At 72.0% G+C, this 23749-nt stretch carries 22 protein-coding genes; 5 read left to right on the plus strand and 17 right to left on the minus strand.

All coding sequences use genetic code 11. The features are described from left to right. Positions 1-52: 52 nt before the first annotated feature. From panC to ACEZDG_RS15405, 3 genes are all read right to left on the minus strand, one after another. The gene (gene panC / locus ACEZDG_RS15395) at positions 53-898 is read right to left on the minus strand and encodes a pantoate--beta-alanine ligase (protein ID WP_380508766.1); all 846 of its coding nucleotides are present in this window, start codon (positions 896-898) and stop codon (positions 53-55) included. Then, on the minus strand, positions 895-1830 hold the full coding sequence (locus ACEZDG_RS15400) for a Rossmann-like and DUF2520 domain-containing protein (protein WP_380508769.1): 936 nt from the start codon (positions 1828-1830) through the stop codon (positions 895-897). The genes panC and ACEZDG_RS15400 overlap by 4 nt, the downstream gene beginning before the upstream one ends. A gap of 70 nt (positions 1831-1900) precedes the next feature. Further along, positions 1901-2581: a lysophospholipid acyltransferase family protein gene (locus ACEZDG_RS15405; protein WP_380508772.1), complete on the minus strand. Its 681-nt coding sequence runs from the start codon at positions 2579-2581 to the stop codon at positions 1901-1903. Positions 2582-2711: 130 nt separating this feature from the next. Here ACEZDG_RS15405 and ACEZDG_RS15410 point away from each other — a divergent pair, with 130 nt between their 5' ends. Continuing rightward, entirely contained in the window at positions 2712-3845 is a 1134-nt protein-coding gene (locus ACEZDG_RS15410) for a threonine aldolase family protein (RefSeq protein ID WP_380508775.1), read from the plus strand. A gap of 17 nt (positions 3846-3862) precedes the next feature. Here ACEZDG_RS15410 and ACEZDG_RS15415 read toward each other — a convergent pair whose 3' ends face one another. Together ACEZDG_RS15415 and ACEZDG_RS15420 are read right to left on the minus strand one after the other, a co-directional pair. Beyond that, positions 3863-4558, minus strand: coding sequence for a response regulator (locus ACEZDG_RS15415; RefSeq protein ID WP_380508778.1), 696 nt, complete (start codon positions 4556-4558; stop codon positions 3863-3865). A gap of 20 nt (positions 4559-4578) precedes the next feature. Then, the gene (locus ACEZDG_RS15420) at positions 4579-5874 is read right to left on the minus strand and encodes a sensor histidine kinase (protein ID WP_380508781.1); all 1296 of its coding nucleotides are present in this window, start codon (positions 5872-5874) and stop codon (positions 4579-4581) included. A 124-nt stretch (positions 5875-5998) separates the two neighbouring features. Here ACEZDG_RS15420 and ACEZDG_RS15425 point away from each other — a divergent pair, with 124 nt between their 5' ends. Further along, positions 5999-7057, plus strand: a complete 1059-nt coding sequence (locus tag ACEZDG_RS15425) for an SAM-dependent methyltransferase (protein ID WP_380508784.1) — start codon at positions 5999-6001, stop codon at positions 7055-7057. Next, on the plus strand, positions 7054-8220 hold the full coding sequence (locus ACEZDG_RS15430) for an NADH-quinone oxidoreductase subunit D (RefSeq protein ID WP_380508787.1): 1167 nt from the start codon (positions 7054-7056) through the stop codon (positions 8218-8220). The genes ACEZDG_RS15425 and ACEZDG_RS15430 overlap by 4 nt, the downstream gene beginning before the upstream one ends. 22 nt (positions 8221-8242) lie before the next feature. On the opposite strand, the gene ACEZDG_RS15435 is transcribed toward ACEZDG_RS15430, so the two are convergent. The 7 genes from ACEZDG_RS15435 to ACEZDG_RS15465 all read right to left on the minus strand — a co-directional run bounded on the left by ACEZDG_RS15435 (position 8243) and on the right by ACEZDG_RS15465 (position 14717). Next, positions 8243-9814, minus strand: a complete 1572-nt coding sequence (locus ACEZDG_RS15435; RefSeq protein WP_380508790.1) for a hypothetical protein — start codon at positions 9812-9814, stop codon at positions 8243-8245. Between the two features lie 120 nt (positions 9815-9934). Continuing rightward, positions 9935-10435, minus strand: a complete 501-nt coding sequence (locus ACEZDG_RS15440) for a DUF3180 domain-containing protein (protein ID WP_380508793.1) — start codon at positions 10433-10435, stop codon at positions 9935-9937. A 91-nt stretch (positions 10436-10526) separates the two neighbouring features. Further along, complete coding sequence (gene folK, locus ACEZDG_RS15445; RefSeq protein ID WP_380508796.1) at positions 10527-11114, minus strand: 2-amino-4-hydroxy-6-hydroxymethyldihydropteridine diphosphokinase; 588 nt, start codon at positions 11112-11114, stop codon at positions 10527-10529. Further along, positions 11111-11470, minus strand: coding sequence for a dihydroneopterin aldolase (gene folB / locus ACEZDG_RS15450; protein WP_380509803.1), 360 nt, complete (start codon positions 11468-11470; stop codon positions 11111-11113). The genes folK and folB overlap by 4 nt, the downstream gene beginning before the upstream one ends. Positions 11471-11564: 94 nt before the next feature. Continuing rightward, the gene (locus ACEZDG_RS15455) at positions 11565-12023 is read right to left on the minus strand and encodes a nuclear transport factor 2 family protein (protein WP_380508799.1); all 459 of its coding nucleotides are present in this window, start codon (positions 12021-12023) and stop codon (positions 11565-11567) included. Beyond that, on the minus strand, positions 12020-12889 hold the full coding sequence (gene folP, locus ACEZDG_RS15460) for a dihydropteroate synthase (protein WP_380508801.1): 870 nt from the start codon (positions 12887-12889) through the stop codon (positions 12020-12022). The genes ACEZDG_RS15455 and folP overlap by 4 nt, the downstream gene beginning before the upstream one ends. A gap of 10 nt (positions 12890-12899) precedes the next feature. After that, positions 12900-14717, minus strand: coding sequence for a phosphatidylglycerol lysyltransferase domain-containing protein (locus ACEZDG_RS15465; RefSeq protein WP_380508804.1), 1818 nt, complete (start codon positions 14715-14717; stop codon positions 12900-12902). A gap of 184 nt (positions 14718-14901) precedes the next feature. Between ACEZDG_RS15465 and ACEZDG_RS15470 the strand changes: the two genes are divergently transcribed. Next, positions 14902-16092 carry an alpha/beta hydrolase gene (locus tag ACEZDG_RS15470; protein WP_380508808.1) on the plus strand — a complete coding sequence of 397 codons (1191 nt, stop codon included), beginning with the start codon at positions 14902-14904 and terminating at the stop codon, positions 16090-16092. Positions 16093-16226: 134 nt separating this feature from the next. Continuing rightward, entirely contained in the window at positions 16227-17510 is a 1284-nt protein-coding gene (locus ACEZDG_RS15475; protein ID WP_380508811.1) for an alpha/beta hydrolase, read from the plus strand. A 31-nt stretch (positions 17511-17541) separates the two neighbouring features. Here the strand turns inward: ACEZDG_RS15475 and folE are convergent, their stop codons facing one another. From folE to ACEZDG_RS15500, 5 genes are all read right to left on the minus strand, one after another. Beyond that, positions 17542-18150 (minus strand): GTP cyclohydrolase I FolE, encoded by a 609-nt coding sequence (gene folE, locus ACEZDG_RS15480; protein ID WP_380508814.1) that lies wholly within the window; start codon positions 18148-18150, stop codon positions 17542-17544. Between the two features lie 109 nt (positions 18151-18259). Continuing rightward, on the minus strand, positions 18260-20278 hold the full coding sequence (ftsH, locus tag ACEZDG_RS15485; RefSeq protein ID WP_380508817.1) for an ATP-dependent zinc metalloprotease FtsH: 2019 nt from the start codon (positions 20276-20278) through the stop codon (positions 18260-18262). Between the two features lie 243 nt (positions 20279-20521). After that, positions 20522-21061, minus strand: a complete 540-nt coding sequence (gene hpt / locus ACEZDG_RS15490; protein ID WP_380509806.1) for a hypoxanthine phosphoribosyltransferase — start codon at positions 21059-21061, stop codon at positions 20522-20524. Positions 21062-21159: 98 nt separating this feature from the next. Then, a complete protein-coding gene (gene tilS, locus ACEZDG_RS15495) occupies positions 21160-22257 on the minus strand; it encodes a tRNA lysidine(34) synthetase TilS (RefSeq protein WP_380508820.1) in 1098 nt (365 codons plus the stop codon). Between the two features lie 245 nt (positions 22258-22502). Beyond that, positions 22503-23696: a zinc-dependent metalloprotease gene (locus ACEZDG_RS15500; protein WP_380508823.1), complete on the minus strand. Its 1194-nt coding sequence runs from the start codon at positions 23694-23696 to the stop codon at positions 22503-22505. Positions 23697-23749 lie beyond the last annotated feature (53 nt).

The following is a 23749-nucleotide window of genomic DNA, read 5'->3' on the forward strand; positions in this document are numbered from 1 at the left end:
GTCACGTCTCCTGGTGGTGAGTACATGCCGGGACTTGTCTGCGAGAACTCTGCTAGGAAAAACTGAGCCGTACGTTGTCGATCAGCCGGGTGCTGCCGACCTTCGCGGCGACCGCGAGCAGCGCCTCGCCGCGGAAGTCCTCCCGGTCGATGCCGGTGAAGTCGGCCGGGTCGACCAGGGCGAGGTAGTCGACGGCCGGTCCGGCACCCGCGAGCACCGCCTCCGCCGCCGCCCGCACCGCCGCCGGTCCGCCCGCGCGGGCGTCCCGTCCGGCGAACAGGGCCCGGGAGAGCGCCAGCGCCTCCGCCCGGTCCTGCTCCGAGAGATACCGGTTGCGGCTGGAGAGCGCCAGACCGTCGGCCTCACGGACCGTCGGCACGCCCACGATCTCGACCGGGAAGTCCAGGTCGCGGACCATCCGCCGGATCAGCGCCAGCTGCTGCCCGTCCTTCTCGCCGTAGAAGGCGGTGCCGGGGGCGGTCAGGTGCAGCAGCTTGGCGACCACGGTCAGCATCCCGTCGAAGTGGCCGGGCCGGGACGCCCCCTCGTAGCGCTCCCCCATCGGGCCGGCCGCGATCCGGACCTGCGGCGCGCCGCCGGGGTAGACCTCGTCCACCGTCGGGGCGAAGACCAGGTCGGCCCCGGCCTCGGCGGCCAGCACCAGGTCGGCGTCCAGGGTGCGCGGATAGCGGTCGAGGTCCTCGCCGGCACCGAACTGCAGCGGGTTGACGAAGACCGTCAGCACCACCGCGCCGTCGGCGCCCACCCGCTCCCTGGCCGCCCGGACCAGCGCGGCGTGGCCCTGGTGCAGCGCGCCCATGGTCATCACCACCGCGCGCGGACGGCCGTCCGCCGCCCGCGCCAGCTCCTTCGCCGTACGCACCAGCAGCGCGCTCATGTCCGCTCCTCCTCCGCGAGGACGTCCAGCAGCGCCGCCGCCGCGTCCGCCTTCAGCATCCCGTTGGCCAGCGCCCGGTCCGCGGTGGCCCTGGCCATCGCCCGGTAGCTGTCCAGCACCTGCGGCGAGGTCTGCCGCAGCTGCTCGACGTGCTTGCGCACGGTGCCGGCGTCGCCGCGGGCGACCGGCCCGGTCAGCGCGGCGTCACCGCTGCGCAGGGCGTTGTCCAGGGCGGCGCCGAGCAGCGGGCCCAGCATCCGGCCCGGCTCGGCCACACCCGCGTCGCTGAGGATCTCCATCGCCTGCGCGACCAGGGTGACCAGGTGGTTCGAGCCGTGGGCCAGGGCGGTGTGGTAGAGCGGGCGGACCTCCTCGGGGACCCACTCGGGCTCGCCGCCCATCTCCACCACCAGCGCCTCGGCGACCGGCCGCAGTTCCTCCGGCGAGGTCACCCCGAACGGGCAGCCGTGCAGCCTGGCCACGTCCACCGAGGTCCCGGTGAAGGTCATCGCCGGGTGCAGCGCCAGCGGCAGCCCGCCGACCCGGGTGGCGGGGTCGAGCACCGCCACGCCATGGGCGCCGGAGGTGTGCACCAGCAGCTGGCCGGGGCGGACCGCGCCGGTCGCGGCCAGGCCGGCCACCAGCTCGGGCAGCACATCGTCGGGGACGGTCAGCAGCACCAGGTCCGACGCGGCCATCACCTGCGGCGGCGTCACCAGCCGTACCCCGGGCAGCAGCGTCTCGGCCCGGCGGCGCGAGACCGCCGACACCCCGGACGCGGCGACCACCCGGTGGCCCGCCAACTGCAGCGCGGCCCCCAGCGCGGGCCCCACCCGCCCGGTCCCGACCACGCCGACGGCGAGCCGCGCGGGCCGGTTGCCGGGGTCTGCGGGATCACCGAAGGTCGGCAGACCGGAATCGTCCGCACTCACGTCTGGCGCTCCTTCTTCCGTTCCAGTCCTCTCGGGTACCGGACGTACCGCCCCATCCTACGGCGGAGCGCTAAGCCGCCTCGGTGTCGTCCTTGGGGCCCTCGTTGTAGACGTTCGCGCGCTCCTGCTGGGACAGCGCGGCGATGGCGTCCATGATCTCGTCGGTCACCGCGCGGCGGACCGGGCCGACCGGGCGGACGTCGCGGCGGTCGTTGAAGTCCAGCGGCTCGCCGAAGCGGACGGTGACCCGGCGGATCCGCGGCAGCCGCTTGCCCACCGGCTGGATGTCCTGGGTGCCGGCCAGCGCGACCGGGACCACCGGCGCGCCGGAGGTCAGCGCCAGCCAGGCGACGCCGGTGCGACCGCGGTAGAGCCGGCCGTCGAGCGAGCGCTTGCCCTCCGGGTAGATGCCGAAGGCCATGCCGTCGTTGAGCACGGCCAGCGAGGCGTCCAGCGAGGCCTGGGCCGCGCGGTGGGTGCCGCGCTCGACCGGCACGGCGTTGATCGCGGTGAAGAAGGCCTTGCTGATCCGGCCCTTCAGACCGGTCCCGTTCCAGTACTCGGCCTTGGCCAGGAAGGCCACCGGGCGCGGCGAGACCAGCGGGATGACCATGCTGTCGATGAAGGACAGGTGGTTGCTGGCGAGGATCACCGGACCGCGCCTGGGTACGTTGTCGCGTCCCTCGATCACCGGCCGGTAGACCACGCGTGCCAGCGGGATCAGCAGCGACCTGAGGACTAGAGCGAACAACGGACCCTCCGGGGCGTTCTACGGCGTGTGCTGCCGGATCGTATGACACCGGCGACCTCCCGGTCAGCCCCGGAACTGGGGTTGGCACCGCTTGAGGGTATCGGTGCCGCGGGTGCGGGATGATCGGCCCATGGCTGAAGAGAACGTGACCGACCCCGCGCAGCGCCGCTTCGAGACCCTCCGCGGCTGCACCAGGCAGCTCTCCGGAACCAGGCCGTCGACCCTCCGCGAGAGCCTGGACGACCTCGCTGGCGGCTCCCACGACCTGGACACCCGCACCGACGTCTACGGCAACGGCATCGTTGAGGCCCTGGAGCAGCGGGTGGCCGAGCTGCTGGGGACGGAGGCGGCGGCGTTCTTCCCGACCGGGACCATGGCCCAGCAGGTCGCGCTGCGCTGCTGGGCCGAGCGGACCGGCGACCCGACCGTCGCCATGCACCCGCTGGCGCACCCCGAGGTGCATGAGCGTTTTGCGTACTCCCAGCTCAGCGGGCTGCGCAGCGTCTGGCCCAGCACCGAGCGGCGGATCGCCACGGCGGACGAGGTGGCGGAGTGCGCGGAGCCCTTCGGCACCCTGATGCTGGAGCTCCCGCTGCGGGACGCGGGCTTCCTGCTGCCGAGCTGGGAGGAGCTGGAGGCGGTGGTCGGGGCCGCCCGGGCCAGGGACGCGGTGGTGCACTTCGACGGCGCGCGGCTGTGGGAGACGGTGCCGCACTTCGGCCGCCCGCTGCCGGAGATCGCCGCGCTGGCCGACTCGGTCTATGTGTCCTTCTACAAGACCCTGGGCGGCATCAGCGGGGCCGCCCTGGCCGGGCCCGCCACGTTCACGGACCAGGCGCGGACCTGGCGGCACCGCTACGGGGGCCAGCTCTACCAGCAGTGGCCTGCGGCGCTGAGCGCGCTGCGCGGCATCGAGCGGGAGCTGCCCCGGCTGGGCGCCTACGTGGAGCACGCCAAGGCGGTGGCCGGGGCGATCGCCGGGGCCGTCGCCGCGGTCCCCGGCGCCCGGGTCTTCCCCGAGCCGCCGCACACCCACCAGTTCCAGCTGTGGCTGCCGTTCCCGGCGGAGCTGCTGAACGAGACCGCGACGCTGTTCGCGGAGCAGACCGGGGAGGCGGTGCTGCCGCTGATGTGGCACGAGCCGGGGCTGCCGGGGATCTCCTTCACCGAGCTGACCGTCGCCGGACCGGGACTGGAGTGGTCGGCGGAGGAGGTCGGCAAGGCGGTCGGCGCGTTCCTGCGGCGGCTGCGGGCCGCCGGGTAGCAGCCGCCGGACGGCAGCTAGACCGTGCCGCCGGCCCGGACCAGGCCGGTCTCGTAGGCCAGCACCACGGCCTGCACCCGGTCGCGCAGCTGCAGCTTGGTGAGGATCCGGCCGACATGGGTCTTCACGGTGGCCTCGGACAGCGTCAGCCGCGCCGCGATCTCGCCGTTGGACAGCCCCTGGGCGATCAGCAGCAGCACCTCGCGCTCGCGCTCGGTGAGCCGGGCCAGCTCCGGGGTGTCGGCCACCGGCACCGAGCTGGGCAGGACCGTGGCGAAGCGGTCGATCATGCGGCGGGTGGTGGTCGGCGCCACCACCGCGTCGCCGCCCCGGACCGCGCGGATCGCGGCGACCAGCTCGGCCGGCGGCACGTCCTTGAGCAGGAAGCCGCTGGCGCCGGCCTTCAGCGCGGCGAAGGCGTACTCGTCCAGGTCGAAGGTGGTGAGGATGAGCACCCGCGGGCCGGTGACCAGCCCGTCCTGGTCGGGGAGCTGCGCGGAGCAGATCCGCCGGGTCGCCTCGACCCCGTCCATCCGGGGCATCCGGACGTCCATCAGGATCACGTCGACCTCGGTTTCGGCCAGCACCTCCAGCGCCCGGAGCCCGTCCCCGGCCTCGGCCACGACCTCGATGTCCTGCTGCGACTGGAGCACCATCCGGAAGCCGGTGCGCAGCAGCTCCTGGTCGTCGACGAGCATCACGCGGATCGGCATGGAGAGGATTCCTTCGCTGGTCAGGAAAGGGGGCCGGCCGGGGCGGGGGCCTCGGTCGGCACGGCGTCGGACACCGCGTCGGGCACCGCGCCGGCCGCGGCGGGCCTGCGGGAGGGCGTCAGCGGCAGCACCGCGTTGATCCGGAAGCCGCCACCGGGACGGGGCCCGGCGTCGAGCGTGCCGCCGACCATGCCGACCCGCTCGCGCATCCCGATCAGGCCGTGGCCGAAGCCGTCCTCGCCGCCGTCGCGGGCCAGCTCGGCGCTGGCGCCGCGGCCGTTGTCCTCGATCAGCATGTCCAGCCCGCGGTCGTCGAAGCGGATCCGCACCGTCGCGCTGGTCTGCGGGCCGCCGTGCTTGCGGGCGTTGGTCAGCGCCTCCTGGACGATCCGGTACGCCGTCAGCTCCACGCCGCGCGGCAGGTCGCGCGGCTCGCCGTCGACCCGGAAGGCCACCGGCATCCCCGCGTTGCGGACCTGCTCCAGCAGCTCGGGCAGCTGTTCGACGCCCGGCTGCGGCACGTACTCGCCCGCGGTGTCGGCGGAGCGCAGCAGCCCCAGCAGCCGGCGCATCTCCTCCAGCGCCTGCCGGCCGGTGCTGGCGATGGTCGCCAGCGCCTGCTTGGCCTGCTCCGGCGAACCGTCCATCACATAGGAGGCGCCGTCGGCCTGAACGATCATCACCGACACATTGTGGGCCACCACGTCGTGCAGCTCACGGGCGATCCGGGCGCGTTCCGCGGCGACGGCGATCTTGGACTGGGCGTCGCGCTCGCGCTCCAGCCGGGCCGCCCGGTCCTCCAGCTCGACGTAGTAGGCGCGGCGGATCCGGGTGAACCGGCCGAGCACCCAGCAGAGGATGAAGGGGGTGGAGAACAGCAGGCCGGTGAAGAGGCTGAACCAGAGCGCGTTCTGGCGGTCGTGCGGGTTGCCGTCGCCGAAGCGGAACCAGGTCAGCGGGCCCGAGGCGAAGCTGACCGCCAGCGTCACCCGGGAGACCCAGGTCCGGGAGAAGGCGGCGCCGGTGTAGGCCAGGATCAGCAGCGCGACATCGGCGGTGTTCGGGTCCCAGTGCAGGGCCACCTGGGCGAGGCCGACCAGGATGCCGAGCAGCACCGCCAGGTCCGGACGGCGCCGGCGGACCGCGACCAGGACGCACAGCACCACCGAGCACACCACCAGGGAGCCCCGGACCACGTGCCCGTCGTCCGGCCGGTCGGTGCCGATCTGCAGCAGGCACAGCAGGAACAGCAGGGCAGCCCACCCGGCGTCAACCAGGGTCGGGTGCCTGCGGAACCAGCTGTAGATGTACTGCACGGTTACCAGCCTAGGCAGACGGAACCGCTCCAGGGTCCCCCGCCGGGCTGACTTGGGCGTCCTCCGCAGGTCGGAGAAGCGTTCCGGTTCCGGTCCCGGCCCTGCCGGCCCGTAGGGTGCAGCGGTGGATGGTGACCAGGTGGACCGGGCGTGGCGCGGCTGGCGGCAGGCGACCGAGCAGGCGCTGTACGGGGACGGCGGCTTCTTTGTGCGGCCGTCCGGGCCCGCGGCGCACTTCCGCACCTCCGTGCATGCCTCGGAGCTGTTCGCCGGAGCGGTGCTCACCCTGCTGCGGCAGCTGGACCAGGCACTGGGCCGTCCGGCGGAGCTGGTGGTCACCGATATGGGTGCGGGGCGCGCGGAGCTGCTGGTGGCGCTGGGCGCGCACGCCCGCGCGGAGGCGCCGGAGCTGGCGCGCAGGCTGGTGCTGCGCGCTGTGGAGAAGGCGCCGCGCCCGGAGCGCCTGCCGTCCTGGATCCACTGGTCCGACCGGATCGAACCGGCCGCGGCCGGTCTGCTGTTCGCCAACGAATGGCTGGACAACGTGCCGGTGGAGATCGCCGAGGTGGACCACGAGGGCGTGCCCCGGCTGCTGCGGGTCTGCCCGGCGACCGGGGACGAGCAGCTCGGCGAGCCGGTGGCGGGGGCGGACGCGGCCTGGCTGGACCGCTGGTGGCCGCTCGGCCCCGAGCACGCCGAACCGGGCTTCCGGGCCGAGATCGGGCTGCCCAGGGACCGGGCCTGGGCCGAGGCGGTGGCCTCGCTGGGCCGCGGGGTCGCGGTGGCCGTCGACTACGCCCACCGCAGCGGCTCCCGCCCGCCGTTCGGCACCCTGGCCGCCTTCCGTGAGGGCCGCGAGGTGCGTCCGGTCCCGGACGGGAGCTGTGACCTGACCTCCCATGTGGCCCTGGACGCCTGCCTGGACGCCTCTCTGGCCGCGAACCCGGGCGTTGTCCACAGCCTGTGGACAACGCAGCGGGACGCACTGCGGCTGCTCGGCCTCAGCGGCGCCCGCCCCCCGCTCGCCCTGGCGTCCAGCGACCCGGCCGGCTACGTCCGGGCGCTGGCCGCCGCCGGGGAGGCGGCGGAGCTGACCGCGAGCGGCGGCCTCGGCGGCTTCGGCTGGGGTATCCAGTCGGTGGGGATCCCGCTGCCCCGGGAATGGCACACTCTTGCCCCATGACGAGTAGCACGCGCGAGACCATGGTCGGGATCGGCGCCGGGGCGGCCACCGAGCTGGGCACCACCGACATGGTGCTGAACATCGGCCCGCAGCACCCCTCGACCCATGGCGTGCTGCGGCTCAAGCTGCACCTCGACGGCGAGCTGATCACCGCCGCGGAGCCGGTGGTCGGTTATATGCACCGGGGCGCGGAGAAGCTGTTCGAGGCCCGTGACTACCGTCAGATCATCATGCTGGCGAACCGTCATGACTGGCTGTCGGCCTTCGCCAACGAGCTGGGCGTGGTGCTCGGCGTCGAACGGATGCTCGGCATGGAGGTCCCGGAGCGGGCCACCTGGACCCGCACCCTGCTGGCCGAGCTGAACCGGGTGCTGAACCACCTGATGTTCATCGGCTCCTACCCGCTGGAGCTGGGCGGGATCACCCCGATCTTCCACTCCTTCCACGAGCGGGAGCAGCTCCAGGCCGTGATGGAGGAAGCCTCCGGCGGCCGGATGCACTACATGTTCAACCGGGTCGGCGGCCTCAAGGAGGACCTCCCGGCCGGGTGGTACGGACGGGTCCGCGCCACGGTCGCCGCGCTGCGCGGCCGGATGGGCCTGTTCGACGACCTGGTCCTCGGCAATGACATCTTCCGCGCCCGCACCCGGGGCGTCGGCGTGCTCGCCCCGGAGTTCGTGCACGCCTACGGGGTGAGCGGGCCGATCGCCCGGGCCTCCGGCGTCGACTTCGACCTGCGCCGGGACGAGCCGTACCTCGGGTACGCGGAACTGGGCGACGTGCTCAAGGTGGCCACCCGTCAGGAGGGCGACTGCCTGGCCCGGTTCGAATGCCTGCTCGACCAGGTGCACAACTCGCTCGACCTGGCCGACGCCTGCCTGGACCGGCTGGACGCCGCCGCGCCCGGCCCCATCAACACCCGGCTGCCCAAGGTGCTGAAGGCCCCGGAGGGCCACACCTACACCTGGACCGAGAACCCGCTCGGCATCAACGGCTACTACCTGGTCTCGCGCGGCGACAAGACGCCGTGGCGGCTGAAGCTGCGGTCCGCGTCCTACAACAACATCCAGGTCCTGGCCGAGCTGCTGCCGGGCACCCTGGTCGCCGACATGGTGGCGATCCTGGGCTCGATGTTCTTCGTCGTCGGCGACATCGACAAGTGACCTCTGGTCAGATGGCGCACGGTCAGATGGCGCGCAGGGCCCGCACGTCGATCGGCTCGGTCTCGTCGTCGGCGGTCAGGTCCACCAGCTCCGCCTCCGCCTGCGCCTCGCGGTCGTGGACCGGGTCGGGCAGCGTGCCCGCGCCGGGGGTCGGCTCCGCCGCCGGGGCCTCACCGGCGTAGCGGGACTGCGCGGCGGCGGCCTCGTCCCCGACGACGTCGGCGAGGTCGCCGAGGCCGGTGGAGATGGCCGCCTCCTGGCGGCTGAAGAAGTTGAAGGTGCCGCTGCTGCCGGCGTCCTTGCGCAGCAGGTCCCGCGACTGGCGGCTGGGCCGCGTCAGTGCCGTCGGCAGCACGGCCGAGGCCGGCCGCATCGGCGGGAGCGCCGCCCGCGCCCAGGCCGGCCCCTGCGGAGTCGCCGACGCGGGGGTGGCGGGACGTTCCTGCACCGGGTGCTGCCGTGCGGCAAGCGCGTCCAGTGCCGAAGGCAACGGCGCGGCAGACACGGCAGCAGCCTCGCCCCCCACAACCGCCTGCGGCGCCGCCTGGTGCACCCCTACCTGCGCCCCGGCCCCCTGCGGGCCACCCGCCTGCGGCGCACCGGCCTGCTGACCCACGCCCCGCGCAGCAACCGCCTGCTGCTCCTCGCCCTGCGGCGCACCCGCCTGCTGGCCAGCACTACCCTGCGCGGCAACTGCCTGCTGGCCAACGCCCTGCGGCGCGGTCTCCTGCGGAGCACCAGCCAGCGAGCCCACGCCCTGCGGGCCACCCGCCTGCGGCGCACCACTCTGCGGCGCAGCCGCCTGTTGGCCTACGGCCTGCGCGGCATCTGCCTGCTGTCCCTCGGCCTGCGGCGAACCGCTCTGCTGAGCGCCAATCTGCAGCGCAGCCGCCTGCGGCGCGGTCTCCCGCGAAGCACCGGCCTGCGGCGCAGCCCCCTGCTGCCCCTCGGCCTGCGGTGCAGCCCCCTGCTGCCCCTCGGCCTGCGGTGCAGCCGCCTGCGGGGTGACGCTTCGTGGGGTGACTGTGGCGGCGTTCGCCGCAATGCGTTGAGCCTGGCCCACGGCCGCCCTGCGTTCGAGGCCGCGGAGCGCCGCCGCGGCCTTGAGGTAGGCGGTGGGTGTGGGGCGTGTCCCACGTGCGGTGACCTCGCGGAGGCGAGCCTGCTCGGCCTCCCGCGCGATCTCCTCGGCCGCCGCCCGCGCCCGCTCCCGCAGCAGCCTGGCGTTCTCGGACTCGATCCGGGTGATCTGGGCACGCTGGGCGAGCAGTCGCCGCTCCAGCCGCTTCACCTGCTCCTCGGCCGTCTCCGCCTGGTACTCCAACTCGGCCACGCGGTCCTCGAAGCGGGATTCGTCGCGCGACCTCGCGGCGATCTCCGCCTCCAGCTCGACGTCGCCGGCGTGCTCGCGCAGCCGCAGCAGCACCGCGCCGGCGAAGGCGCCGACGGACGCGGCCACGACCAGGGTCCGCAGCACCGCCGGATCACCGGTGAAGACCGCGGCTATGAGCGAGGCAATGGCCAGGACTCCACAGGCGGTGGGGGGAAGAAGCCTGCTCAGAGGCGAGGACTGGCGATGGCGACCACGTGGCATGGCCAGAAATCTAGCGTGACTTGCGCAACCATGTCTCGTGAGGCCGCAAAGACGGTCTTGACAGCAGTGGACCGTGACATCGGGTCCACGAAGGACTCCCCTGCGTGACTGTTTTCTGCGCTAGGACCGGTCGGCCGAGGTCCGGCCGCCGACGGTCTCGGCGTCGGGGTCGTCAGGGAGCCGGCAGATGTACTGGATCCAGAGCCCGGCCGCCATCACCGCGATTCCGGCCAGCACCGCGAACAACGCGGTCAGCGACTGGCCGCGGCGGGCCGCCACCGCGTCGCCCATGGTGAGCAGGAACACGCCCATCCCGCCGTAGATCCCGGTGACCAGCGCCGAGACCAGGGCGCTGGCCTGACCGAGCACCACCGCGCGGGCGGCCGACAGCGGGTCGACGCCCTTGGCGCCCGGCACCCGCTCCCGCTGGGCCTTGAGCCGGCCGCGCAGCGAGTACGCGGTGGCGCCGAGCACCACCGCGACGGCCGCGAGCACGATCGGGGCGGCGGCGGGGACGCCGGGCAGCGAGCCCACCGAGTTCCACAGTTGGGATCCGGCCCAGGAGAGCACCCCTGCGACCAGGGTGATCCCGAGCAGCACGACAGGGCGTAGCGCCTTCAAGATCTCCCCTTCGCTCCAACCACCAACGCATCCACGATCAACAAACGGTGCCGACCGACGAACTGACGTTGAGCCTACCCGTCGCCGTCAGCTATTCCGGCAGGTGCAGCGAGACGTCCTTGCGTCGCTGCACTCCCTCCTCGCCGACACGGCGCAGCAGGTCGGCGACGGACCCGTGGCCGGGGATCTCGGCGTCCGGGTCGGCGTCCAGCCAGGGGGCGAGCACGAAGGCCCGCTCGTGGGCCCGCGGGTGCGGCAGGGTCAGCTCCGGCGCGTCGAGCTCGACGCCCTCGTAGGCCAGGATGTCGACGTCCAGGGTGCGGGCTCCCCAGCGGACCTCGCGGACCCGGCCGAAGGCGTCCTCGACCGCGTTGGCGCGTTCCAGCAGCGAGTGCGGCGGCAGCGTGGTGCGCAGCACCAGCACCGCGTTGAAGTAGTTGGGCTGGTTCTCCGGGCCGCCGACGCCCTCGGTCTCGAAGACCGCGGAGACGGACTTGATCCGGACCCCCGGCGTGTCCTCCAGCGCGTCGATCGCGCCCTGCAGGGTGTCCAGCCGGTTGCCGAGGTTGCTGCCCAGCGCCACCACGGCGCTGCGCGGGTTGTGCAGGGTGCTGTCGGCGGAGTCGACCTGCCGCTCGACCTCGGGGGACACGGGTGTGGTGGTGGGATCGCTGCTCATCCGCGGCTCCGAACGATGGTGATGGTCACGTCGTCGAACGGCACGGTGATCGGGGCGTCCGGCTTGTGCACGGTCACCTCGACCTCCTGTACCGCCTCGTGCTTCAGGCACTGGTCGGCGATGCGCTGCGCCAGGGTCTCGATCAGGTCCACCGGGTCGCTCTGGATGACCGCGACGACCTCCTCGGAGACGATCCCGTAGTGGACGGTGCGGGTGAGGTCGTCGCCGGACGCGGCGGGCCGGGTGTCGACGCCCATGACCAGGTCCACCACGAAGGTCTGTCCCTGCTCGCGTTCATGAGCGAAGACACCGTGGTGTCCACGGGCACGCAGGCCCCGCACCGCGACACGGTCCAGCATCGAATCACTCCACTCAAGCTTTTTCGGGCAACGCTGCCCGGACGGCACCAAACGTACCCCGCGGCACTGACAGCACCCGTCCGGCCCGCGCCTATTCCTCGTCCGGCCCGCTGGTCAGGACGGGTGATCCGTGGTGGGACCAGAGCCGCCAGCCCTCGGCGGTACGGCGGAACAGGTTGGTGGCGACCACCCTTCCCCCGACCAGCGGGCCCAGTTCGCCCTCCTCCTCGGCCTCCCCGCCGGAGAGGATGTTCTCGGTGCAGGTGACAAGTGCCACATCGCCGGCCAGTTCCACCTCCACGTCGGTGAGGAAGAACTGGATGTACTCGGTGTGGGCCATGATCAGGGCGTAGGAGCGCAGCACCGAGGCCCGTCCGCGCAGCACCGGCCAGCCGGGGTGGACGCAGACCGCGCCGCGGACGTCGTCGGCGTCCGCGCCGGAGACCCACACGTCGGTGAGCGCGTCCAGGTCGCCGGCCTCGAGGGCGGCGTAGAGGGCCGCGTTGGCGGCCTCGACCTCGACCGCCGCGATGTCGTCGGAGGTGGTCACAGCGCACCGCCCCGGGCGGCCCTGAGCGCGGCCTCGACCCGGACCGCGTCCGCGCTGGCCGGGACCTCGTGCACGCGGACCGCCCAGGCGCCCTGGGCGGCGGCGAGCGCCGAGACCGCGGCGCTGGCCGCGTCCCGGGCCCGCGGCGGACGGGGGTCGCCGGAGGCCGGGTCGGCGAGCAGGGTGCCGAGGAACCGCTTGCGGGAGGCGGCGACCAGCACCGGGCGGCCCAGCCGGGCCCAGGCGTCGAGCCTGGCCAGCAGGGCCCAGTCGTGCGTCCTGGTCTTGGCGAAGCCGAGTCCGGGGTCGACGATCACCTGGGCGGGGTCGACCCCGCCGGAGACCACAGCGTCCATCTGGCGCTCCACTTCCTCGATGACCTCGCCCACGACATCGCCGTAGCCTGCCAGCTCATCCATACCTGCGGACTGCCCGCGCCAGTGCATCACCACGAAGGGGACACCCGTTCGAGCGGCCACCCGGATCATTCCGGGATCCGCGCGCCCCCCGCTGACGTCGTTGATGATCCGCGCCCCCGCGTCCACCGCGGCCTCGGCCACGTCCGCGCGCATGGTGTCCACGCTGACCAGCACCCCGCCCTCGGCCAGGCCGCGGACCACCGGGAGCACCCGGCGCAGTTCCTCCTCGCGGGTGACCCGGACGGCGCCGGGCCGGGTGGACTCGCCGCCGACGTCCACCACGTCCGCGCCCTGGGCGGCCAGCTCCAGGCCGTGCGCCACCGCCTTGCCCGGGTCCAGCCACAGCCCCCCGTCGGAGAAGGAGTCGGGGGTGACGTTGACGATCCCCATCACCCCGCAGCGACCCCAGTCGTCCACACCTGGCAAGGGGCTCTTGTACGCGTTCATGGAGCCATTCTCAGGGCTGCGACAACTCCGCCCCACCCAGCCTCGGCTTCGAGGGTGCAGCAACCGCCTTCTGTCGCCGCCTCAGGAACTTCGGCGGCTCCATCACGATGAACGCCTCCGCCTGCAGGGCGGAGATGCCGATCCTGGGCAGGTCCCTCGCGGTCGGGTAGACCAGGAAGCGGGGCTCCCAGATCGGGCGGAACTTGGCGTTGAACTTGTACAGCGACTCGATCTGGAACCAGCGCGACAGGAACACCAGCAGTCCGCGCCAGGCCCGCAGCACCGGGCCCGCGCCGATCCGCTCGCCGCGGGCCAGCGCCGAGCGGAACATCGCGAAGTTCAGCGACACCCGGCTGACGCCCAGTCCCTGGCAGGCTTCCAGTGCCTTGACGATCAGCAGTTCGTTCAGGCCGGGGTCGGCGTCCCGGTCCCGGCGCATCAGCTCCAGCGAGATCCCGTCCGGGCCCCAGGGCACGAAGTGCAGCACCGCGCGGATGTCCGAACTCCCGGCCGGCGCGCCTTCCGGCAGCTTGTGCGCGGTGACCACCACGCAGCCCTCGTCGGCGGGGTCGCCGAAGCGGCCCAGCGCCATGGAGAAGCCGCGCTCGGTCTCGGTTCCGCGCCAGGCGTCGGCGGCATGACGGATCGCCACCAGTTCGGCCTCGCCCAGCTGGTCTACCCGGCGCACCTGGCAGGTGTAGCCGGACCGCTCGACCCGCTTCACCATCTGCCGGACGTTGCGCATGGCCCGGCCCTCCAGCGAGAAGTCCGCCACCTCGACGATGGCCTCGTCCCCGATCTCCAGCGCGTCCAGTCCGGCCTCGCGGGTCCACACCTCGCCGCCGGTCTCGCTGCAGCCCATCACCGCGGGCACCCAGGCGTGGCGGTGCGCCTCGTCCATGAACAGCTTGATCGCCCCGGGCCAGGCCTCGACGTCGCCGATCGGGTCGCCCGAGGCGAGCATCACCCCGGAGACCACCCGGTAGGCGATGGCGGCCTTGCCGCTGGGCGAGAAGATCACGCTCTTGTCCCGGCGCAGCGCGAAGTAGCCCAGCGAGTCCCGGGCGCCGTGCCGGGTGAGCAGCCCCCGGACCTGCGCCTCCTCCTCCGTGCTGAGCTCGGCCACCGGCTTGGACGGCTTGGTCGCCAGCCACACCGTGCTGACCGCGGTGAGCAGGCCGAGCCCGGCGAGCGAGTAGTAGACCAGGTCGCTGGTGCGGTCCGAGGTGTAGTGGATCGGGCCGCCGATCCCCAGCAGACCCCAGGCGACCTGCCAGAAACGGTCGCCGAAACTGGGAGATCCCAGGGTGGTCCTGGCGTGCGAACTGACAATCACCAGACCGAGCCCGAAACTGAGCACCGACATGCCGAGGAAATTCCACAGCGCCCGCCAGCGGGTACGCGGATCCGACAGCGCGTAGAACTCACGTCGATTCAGCAGTACGACGACGAACACCACCAGGGTGACCGCCGCGGTACCGGTGTGGTGCCAGCGCAGTGCCTCCAGCAGGAATCCCACCGGCAGCAGCACCGCCACCGCCTGCCAGGCCCGCCGCTTCCGGCGCCGCAGCGCATGCGCCAGCATGATCAGCAGAATGCCCACGACCAGGGACGCGGCCGTCGCCACCGTGGTCACCGTGCCCGGCAGCAGGCTGGCCAGTTCGTGCACCCGGCTGCCCTTGAAGTGCGGGGCCACCGCGCCGGCGATGTCCCCCAGTCCGACCAGTGCCGTGGCGTAGCCCACCGCCGAGGGAACCCATGGACGGGAGACCCTGGGCAGTTGGATGCCCTTGCGCTGGTGGCTCTCGGTGGCCTGCTGCTCGCTCATGGGTGAACAGGGTAGATGGTCCGGTAAGGACTTCGGTCAGACCACAGTAGGAGTGCGTCCGCCTCAGGCATGAGTTTCGACCGAACGGGGCGAGAACGACAAAATCACAGCAACCTCCCAGGCATGCTTGAACGTCTGGAGCTCCGTAAAGGTGGCGATCGACTGCGCACAACAGGATGTGGACATGGGACTGACCAGCCAAAAACTGCAGATACTCGTCGCGGTTCTCGCGGTGCTCTGCTTTGCGGCGACGGTCTGGCTCTGGCCCCGTCTCAGCGGTCGCAACTGGCGCGCCATGCTGGCCAGGATCGGAACCCTGCTGGCCAGCCAGCTGCTGACGCTGCTGGCGATCGCCCTGGCCGCCAACAACTGGGGCGCCTTCTACAGCTCCTGGGCCGACCTGCTGGGCACCGACCAGAGCGGCCCGGTCGCCATCAACGGTGGGGCGGTCCGTCCCAGCGGCACCGGCGGTACCGGCAGCACCGACGGCACGGGCAGCGGCGGGGCCTCGGTGGACGTGACCGACAGCAAGCCGGTCGCCCTGCAGCTGCCCGGCACCAGCGACGGCGGCGGCACGGTGGAGCAGGTCACCATCCACGGTTCAGGCACCGGTCTTACCGAACCCGGCTTCGTCTACCTTCCGCCGCAGTACAACGAGCCCGCCTACGCCAGGACCTCGTTCCCGGTGATCGTGGTGTTCACCGGCTACCCCGGCAACGCGCAGAGCCTGGTCACCCGGATGAAGTACCCGACCGTGGCGGCGCAGGCGATCCACGAGAACGAGATGAAGCCCACCATCCTGGTGCTGATGCGCCCCTCGGTCGCCATGCCCAGGGACACCGAGTGCCAGGACGTGCCCGGCGGCCCGCAGGCGGAGACCTTCTTCACCAAGGACCTGCACCAGGCCATCGCCTCGCACTACCGGGCCGAGACCTCCGCCAACGCCTGGGGGGTGATCGGCGACTCGACCGGCGGCTACTGCGCGCTGAAGCTGACCATGCGCCACCCGGAGTCGTTCCACGTCGCCGCCTCGCTCTCCGGCTACTACAAGTCCGCGGAGGACAGCACCACCGGCGACCTCTTCGGCGGCAGCCAGCGGCTGCGGCAGGAGAACGACCTGATGTGGCGGCTGAAGCACCTGCCGCACCCGCCGGTCTCGCTGCTGGTCGCCAGCAGTCTGAAGGGCGAGCCCGACTATGCCGCCACCATGGCCTTCGCCGCGGCGGCGACCTCACCGACCGAGTCCTCCACGCTGATACTGCCCGAGGGCGGCCACAACTTCGGCACCTGGAACCGGGAGACGCCGTCCGCGCTGCGCTGGATGTCGGCCCGGCTGGCCGCGCCGTTCACCCCGGTCGCCGGCAGCGATTCCTGACGTCCCCTCACCCGTTCGGGGGCCTTCCCGCCCTCCTGGCTGCCCCTCGGGGCCGGCAGGCAGCAGGATGGGTTCCGTTCATGCCGATGGGCATCGGAGGTGCGTGGAGCACAGGAGAGCGCGGGACACTGGCCATGGATCTCACCAGCAGCAGGCTGGAGTACGCGGCGGGGCTGCTGACCCTGGTCTGCGTCTGCGCCACGGTCTGGCTCTGGCCCCGGCTGGCCCGGCGCGGTGTGCACTGGATCGCCGCCCGGCTCGGCATGATCCTCGCCTCGCAGCTCTCGGTGGTGCTGCTGGTCGCGCTGATGCTCAACTCCTACGGCGACTTCTACCCCACCTGGCACGACCTGGTCGGCGGCTCCGACGGGACCGTCACCATCGGCCGGGCCAGCGGCGAGGAGCAGGCGGCGAGCCTGCACGGCAGCAAGCTGGTGCTGGCCGCGGACTCCGCCGCGCTGCGGCGGCAGCCAGGGCTCCCGCAGGGCCCCGCCGACCAGGTGGGCCGCTACGACGCGGTGACCGTGGTCGGCACGCGCAGCGGGATCAGCCAGCAGGCGTACGTCTACCTCCCGCCCCAGTACTTCCAGGCCCGGTTCCAGCACACCGCCTTCCCGGTGCTGACCTCCTACGTCGGCTATCCGGGCAGCATCCAGGGGGTGCTCGCGGTGCTGAAGCTGCAGCAGGGCGCCGCCAAGCAGATGGCCGCCGGGCGGATGCAGGCCACCGTCGTGGTGCTGATCTCGCAGACCGTCGCCCCGCCCAGGGACACCGACTGCGTGGACGTGGTCGGCGGGCCGAAGGTGGAGACCTATCTCAGCGGCGACTACCGGGCGGCGCTGCGGTCCGCCTACCGGGTCAGGCCGGAGCCCGGCGCCTGGGGGCTGATCGGCTTCTCCGAGGGCGGCACCTGCGCCCTGGAGACCACGATGCGGCACCCGGACATGTTCGGCGCCGCGGTCTCGCTCGGCGGGGAGTACAGCGACTACGAGACCGGGCAGACCGGGACCCTGTTCGGCCCCGCGGGCCCGGCCAGGACCAGCCTGCTGAACAGCTACAACCTGCTCTGGCGGCTGCGGAACCTGGCGGCCCCGAACGTCAAGGTGCTGGTGGCGACCACCGCGCACGGCGAGCGGGACTATCCGGCGACCGAGGAGTTCCTGCGGCTGGTCCGGCCGCCGATGCAGGCCACGCCGATGGTGCTGTCCAGCGGCGGCCACAACTTCACCACCTGGCAGCTGGAGCTGGGGCCCGCGCTGACCTGGATCAGCCGGCAGCTGCTGCCGCCCGGCCCGGTCGCCGAGCCGCCCGCGCCCCGTGCCTCGGCCACCGCCTCCGCCTCCGCCGCGGCCAGCCGGCAGGCCCGTCCGGCCCCGCAGCACCGCCCGGTGGCGGAACAGCCCGCCGTTCCCGGCTAGGGCTTCCCGGGCAGAGGTTCCCGGCCCGGGCCTAGCGGCCGATGATCAGGCTCATCGCCTCGGCCCGGGTGGCCGCGTCCCGGAGCTGGCCGCGCACCGCCGAGGTGATGGTCTTGGCCCCGGGCTTGCGGATGCCGCGCATCGACATGCACATGTGCTCGCACTCGATCACCACGATCACCCCGCGCGGCTCCAGGATCCGCATCAGCGAGTCGGCCACCTGGGTGGTCAGCCGCTCCTGCACCTGCGGGCGGCGGGCGTAGACGTCCACAAGCCGGGCCAGCTTGGACAGGCCGGTGATCTTGCCGCTGTGCGAGGGGATGTAGCCGACATGGGCCACACCGCGGAAGGGCACCAGGTGGTGCTCGCAGACGCTGGTCACCTCGATGTCCTTGACCAGCACCATCTCGTCGTGGCCCAGGTCGAAGGTGGTGGTCAGCACGTCCTCCGGCTGCTGCCAGAGGCCGGCGAATATCTCCTGGTAGGCACGGGCCACCCGGGCCGGGGTCTCCCGCAGCCCCTCGCGCTCGGGATCCTCGCCGACCGCGATCAGCAGCTCCCGGACCGCGTCCTCGGCACGCTTCTGGTCGAACACCCGAACGAGTCCGGGAGTCTCCTCGATGGTCACCGGGTCGGTCATGGGTCTCCTCCACTAGGCGGCTCGGCGGCGCGGCGCAGCAATGCCGCTGCCCCAAGGTTAGAACCCTGGGGCAGCGGCACACATTCCGGGATATTCCCGGCGGGGAGCATCAGCTCTCGTTCGGCTCCTGCAGCGGCGGGAGCTTGGTGATGTCCACGATCGACGGCGGCCCCTCGAGCTGGGCGGTGCCGTTGGTCAGCGCCAGTTCCTTCGGCGACTGGACCGGCGGCCGGGTGGACGGGGTCCGCCGCGCGGAACCGGTCCAGGCCGGACGGGCCGGACGCTTCACCAGGTCGGCGAAGATCGTCGCGATCTGCTCCTTGTTCAGGGTCTCCTTCTCAAGGAGCTCCAGCACCAGGTTGTCCAGCACGTCCCGGTTCTCGACCAGGATCTCCCAGGCCTCGTTGTGGGCGTTCTCGATCAGCTTCTTGACCTCCTCGTCCACCAGCCCGGCGACCTCTTCCGAGTAGTCGCGCTGGTGGCCCATCTCACGGCCCAGGAAGGGCTCGGAGTTGTCGGTCCCGAACTTGATCGCACCCAGCCGCTCGGTCATGCCGTACTGGGTGACCATGGCCCGCGCGGTGGCGGTGGCCTTCTCGATGTCGTTGGACGCGCCGGTGGTCGGGTCGTGGAAGACCAGTTCCTCCGCCGCGCGCCCGCCCATCATGTAGGCGAGCTGGTCCAGCATCTCGTTGCGGGTGGTCGAGTACTTGTCCTCGTCCGGGAGCACCATGGTGTAACCCAGGGCCCGGCCGCGGGACAGGATGGTGACCTTGTGCACCGGGTCGCTGTTCGGCGAGGCCGCCGCGACCAGGGCGTGTCCGCCCTCGTGGTACGCGGTGATCTTCTTTTCCTTCTCCGACATGATCCGGGTGCGCTTCTGCGGACCGGCCACGACGCGGTCGATCGCCTCGTCCAGGGTGAGGTTGTCGATCAGCTTCCGGTCACCGCGGGCGGTGAGCAGGGCTGCCTCGTTCAGGACGTTGGCCAGGTCGGCACCGGTGAAGCCGGGGGTGCGGCGGGCGACGACCATGAGGTCGACGTCCGGGGCGACCGGCTTGCCCTTCTGGTGCACCTTGAGGATGTCGAACCGACCGGTGAGGTCGGGACGGTCCACGGCGATCTGGCGGTCGAAGCGGCCCGGGCGCAGCAGCGCCGGGTCCAGGATGTCGGGGCGGTTGGTCGCCGCGATCAGGATCACGCCGCCCTTGACGTCGAAGCCGTCCATCTCGACCAGCAGCTGGTTGAGGGTCTGCTCGCGCTCGTCGTGACCGCCGCCGAGGCCGGCGCCGCGGTGGCGGCCGACCGCGTCGATCTCGTCGACGAAGACGATCGCCGGGGCGTTCGCCTTGGCCTGCTCGAAGAGGTCGCGGACCCGGCTGGCGCCGACACCCACGAACATCTCGACGAAGTCGGAGCCCGAGATCGAGTAGAACGGCACCCCGGCCTCACCCGCGACCGCGCGGGCCAGCAGGGTCTTGCCGGTTCCGGGCGGGCCGTAGAGCAGCACACCCTTGGGGATCTTGGCGCCGACGGCCTGGAACTTGGCCGGCTCCTGCAGGAACTCCTTGATCTCGTGGAGCTCCTCGACCGCCTCGTCGGCGCCGGCGACGTCCGCGAAGGTCGTCTTGGGCGTGTCCTTGGTGATCAGCTTGGCCTTGGACTTGCCGAACTGCATGACGCGCGAGCCGCCGCCCTGCATCTGGTTCATCAGGAACAGGAAGACCACGATGATCAGCACGATCGGACCGAACGACAGCAGCAGGCCGACGAAGGCGTTCTGCTTGTCGATCTTGACCGTGTAGCTGTCGATGGTCTTGTTCGCGACGTCCTGCTGCAGGGTGTTCTGCAGTCCCGCGATGTACGCGTCGGAGGCGTAGGGGGCCTGGATCTGGCTCGACCCGTCGACCTTCTGGCCGTCCTTGAGTTGAACCTTGATCATCTGACTGTCGCCGGTGGTGATCTGTACCGACTTCGCCTGGCCGCTGCTGATCGTCGAAACGACCTTGCTGGTGTCCTCGGTCTTGTAACCGGCCGAGGAGGACACCACCTGCATCAGCACGACGACGGCGAGGACGGCCAGCAGAATCCACATCACCGGCGCACGGAAGTATCGCTTCACGTCCATCCATGCGGGGCGACATCAGCCGCCCCGTCCCTCCTGCCACTGTGCGGCGTCACCCGGACTGAACCGTGGGACGCGTCCTATGTATGACCTCGACCGGTTGGTCATCCACCGTCAATCGAAGACAGCGGATTATTGGACGGTACAGCAGACAGTCCCCATGAGATGTCCACGGGACGGTCGCGTACCGGTGTCGAACGGCCTTTCACCGGGTCCAACGGAGGGAAACCCTCCCCTGTTCCCGAATCAGCCACCGTAGACGTGCGGCGCGAGTGTGCCGACAAAGGGGAGGTTGCGGTACTTCTCGGCGTAGTCGAGCCCGTAGCCCACCACGAACTCGTTGGGGATGTCGAAGCCGACGTACTTCACGTCGATCGAGACCTTGGCCGCGTCGGGCTTGCGCAGCAGCGTGCAGACCTCCAGCGAGGCGGGTCCGCGCGACTGCAGATTGCTGAGCAGCCAGGACAGGGTCAGGCCCGAGTCGATGATGTCCTCGACGATGAGCACGTCCCGGCCGTTGATGTCGGTGTCCAGGTCCTTGAGGATGCGGACCACGCCCGAGGACTTGGTGCCCATGCCGTAGGAGGAGACGGCCATCCAGTCCATCGTGACCGGGCTGTGCAGGGTGCGGGCCAGGTCGGCCATGACCATCACCGCGCCCTTCAGCACGCCGACGATCAGCAGCTCCCGCCCGGCGTAGTCGCGGTCGATCAGCTCCGCCAGCTCGACCAGCTTGGCGTCGATCTCGTCCTTGCTGATGAGCACCTTCGCAAGGTCGCTGCCCATGTCCTTCTCGTCCACCCGCGGTACGTCCTTAAAATCTGGAGTCTCAAGTGCTGGAGATCCGGTCTCTACCGCCACAACCTTGCCATACGCCCTGCTGGCTACATGCGGCGGAAGGCCAGCCGGGACGAGCGGCGGCGCAGCTCGACCGCGCCGGGGAGGTGCAGCGGGCCCTGCCCGTGCCAGTCGGTGACCAGCTGGTCCATGGTCTCCAGGTGCCGGGCGAACAGGTCGCCGGGCGGGCTGCCGGCCCGGATCGCGCCGCGGCGCAGCACCCGGCGGCGCACGGCGGGCGGCAGCGCGGCCAGCCGGGTGACGTCCAGGCCCTCGTCCGTGGTGGCCTCCGCCTCGGCCTGGACCGCCCAGGCGTCCAGCGCGTCGGCGTCGTCCCGGAACAGCCGGGCGGTACGGGCCAGGGCCTCGACCACACCGCCGCCGAGGTGCTTCTCCAGCACCGGCAGCACCTCGTGGCGCACCCGGGCCCTGGTGTAGGCGGGGTCGATGTTGTGCGGGTCGTCCCAGACCGGGAGGTCCAGCACGGCGCAGGCCTGGCGGGTGACCGCCCGGTCGAGGTCGAGGAAGGGGCGGCGGTAGCGGCCGGTGGCGGCGGCCATCCCGGACAGCGAGCGCGGCCCCGAGCCGCGGGCCAGGCCCAGCAGCACGGTCTCGGCCTGGTCGTCCCTGGTGTGGCCGAGCAGCACGACGCTGGCGCCGTGGCGTTCGGCGGCGCTGTCCAGGGCGGCGTAGCGGGCGTCGCGGGCGGCGGACTCGGGCCCTCCGTCCCGGCCGACATGGACGCCCAGGGCGTCCACCGGGTCCAGGCCGAGGGCCCGGAGCCGGCCGGCCACCTCGACGGCGCGGCTGGTGGAGCCGCGCTGCAGGCCGTGGTCGACCGTCACCGCGCCAGCCCGCAGGCCGAGCTTGGCCGCCTCGAAGGCGGTGGCGGCGGCGAGCGCCATGGAGTCCGCCCCGCCGCTGCAGGCGACCAGGACCAGCGGGGCGTCCGGGGCCGGACGGGGGCGGGGAGTGCGGAGCTTGGCGTGGCGCGGGTCGACGTCGCCGACCGGGCGGAACGCGGGCCTCGCCGAGGGGACGGGGTTGTGGGCAGCGGTGAAGGTGTCAGGTACCTGGGCGGCGATGTCGTTGAGCACCCGGCGTACTGCCAGGCGTATCGCGGCCACCGCGGGATGCGGACCCATAGATGATCACTCCTTGGAGCGGACCGGAGCGGAGGAGTTGCCGAATCGTCTCACAGAGTGATCGGCCGACTGCGGATTGTCGTAAGGGGATGGTCGCAGAAGTCTTCCGTGTCGAGGGTCACACCGGTTCCCCTCAGGACCAGGGTCCGCCCGGACGGGTGAATGAAGAAACCTTTCTCCGCCTCAACGTCCGAGCCGACCCCACAGCCGCGGCCCTTTGGCCGGGGCCCTCTCGCCCGGGCCGGCTACTTGTGGATCCGGGCCACCCAGGCCGCCGGATTGTGGATCTCCTCCTTGGTGGGGAGGGTGTTCGGCGAGGTCCACACCCGGTTGAAGCCCGCCATGCCGACCGCGTCCACCGCCGCCCGGACGAACACCGCGCCGTCCTGGTACTGCCGCATCTTGGCGTCCAGGCCGAGCGCCTTGCGCAGCAGCGCGTCCAGCCGTCCGGTGCCCTTGGCCCGGCGCTGCTGGAACTTCTCCCGGATCTCCGCGACGCTCGGCACCACCTGCGGGCCGACCCCGTCCATCACCACGTCGGCGTGGCCCTCAAGCAGCGACATCACCGCGGTGAGCCGGGCCAGGATCTCGCGCTGCTCGGGGGTCTGCACGATGTCCATCAGGCTGCCGGTCCCGCCGCCCGCGCCGGTCCCGCCGTCATCGTCACTGTCGCCACCGCCACCGAAGCCCGGCAGCGAACCCAGTGATCCGGCCGCCTCGCGCAGCCGCTCCAGCAGCGTCGCCGGGTCGATGTCGGTCTGCGCCAGGAAGGTCTGGATCTCGCCCTCGATGTGGTCCCGCAGCCAGGGCACCGCGGTGAACTGGGTGCGGTGGGTCTCCTCGTGCAGGCAGACCCAGAGCCGGAAGTCGTGCGGGTCGACGTCCAGTTCGCGCTCGACCGCGACGATGTTGGGCGCCACCAGCAGCAGCCGGCCCGGCTGCACCGGGTGCTCGTCGTCCAGCGTGGAGAGGTCCGCGGGGACCTCGGCCGGGGCGAAGGTCTCGTACTGGCCGAGCACCTTGGAGGACAGGAACGCCAGCAGCATCCCCACCTCGACCCCGGTGACCTTTCCGCCGACCGTGCCCAGCACCGCGCCGCCGGGCGTCGCCGCGCGGCGGGCCTGCATCCGGTCCGCCAGCGGGGTGATGATGGTGCGGAAGCCGGCCACATTGGCCTTCACCCAGCCGGGACGGTCCACCACCAGGACCGGGGTGGCGGCGCTGCTCGGCGAGTTCATCCCGGTGAAGGCGCGGACGTGCTGCTCCGCGTCGGCGGCGTGGCGGTGCAGTTCCGCCACCGCCGCGCGGGCCTCCTCCCGGGTCACCTCCGGGCCCGGTCGCACCAGTCGGGTCGCCGTGGCCACCGCGAGATTCCAGTCGACCATGCCTGTCGCGTCTGCCGCGTCCGCCATATCCGCACCGCCGCTCTGGCTCGTCATGTGTGGCTCGTCATGTGTGCCCACCGTACGTGTCTGCCACCGTACGTGCTCCT

It is taken from the genome of Streptacidiphilus alkalitolerans (assembly GCF_042511045.1).
Taxonomy (GTDB): Bacteria; Actinomycetota; Actinomycetes; order Streptomycetales; family Streptomycetaceae; genus Streptacidiphilus; species Streptacidiphilus alkalitolerans.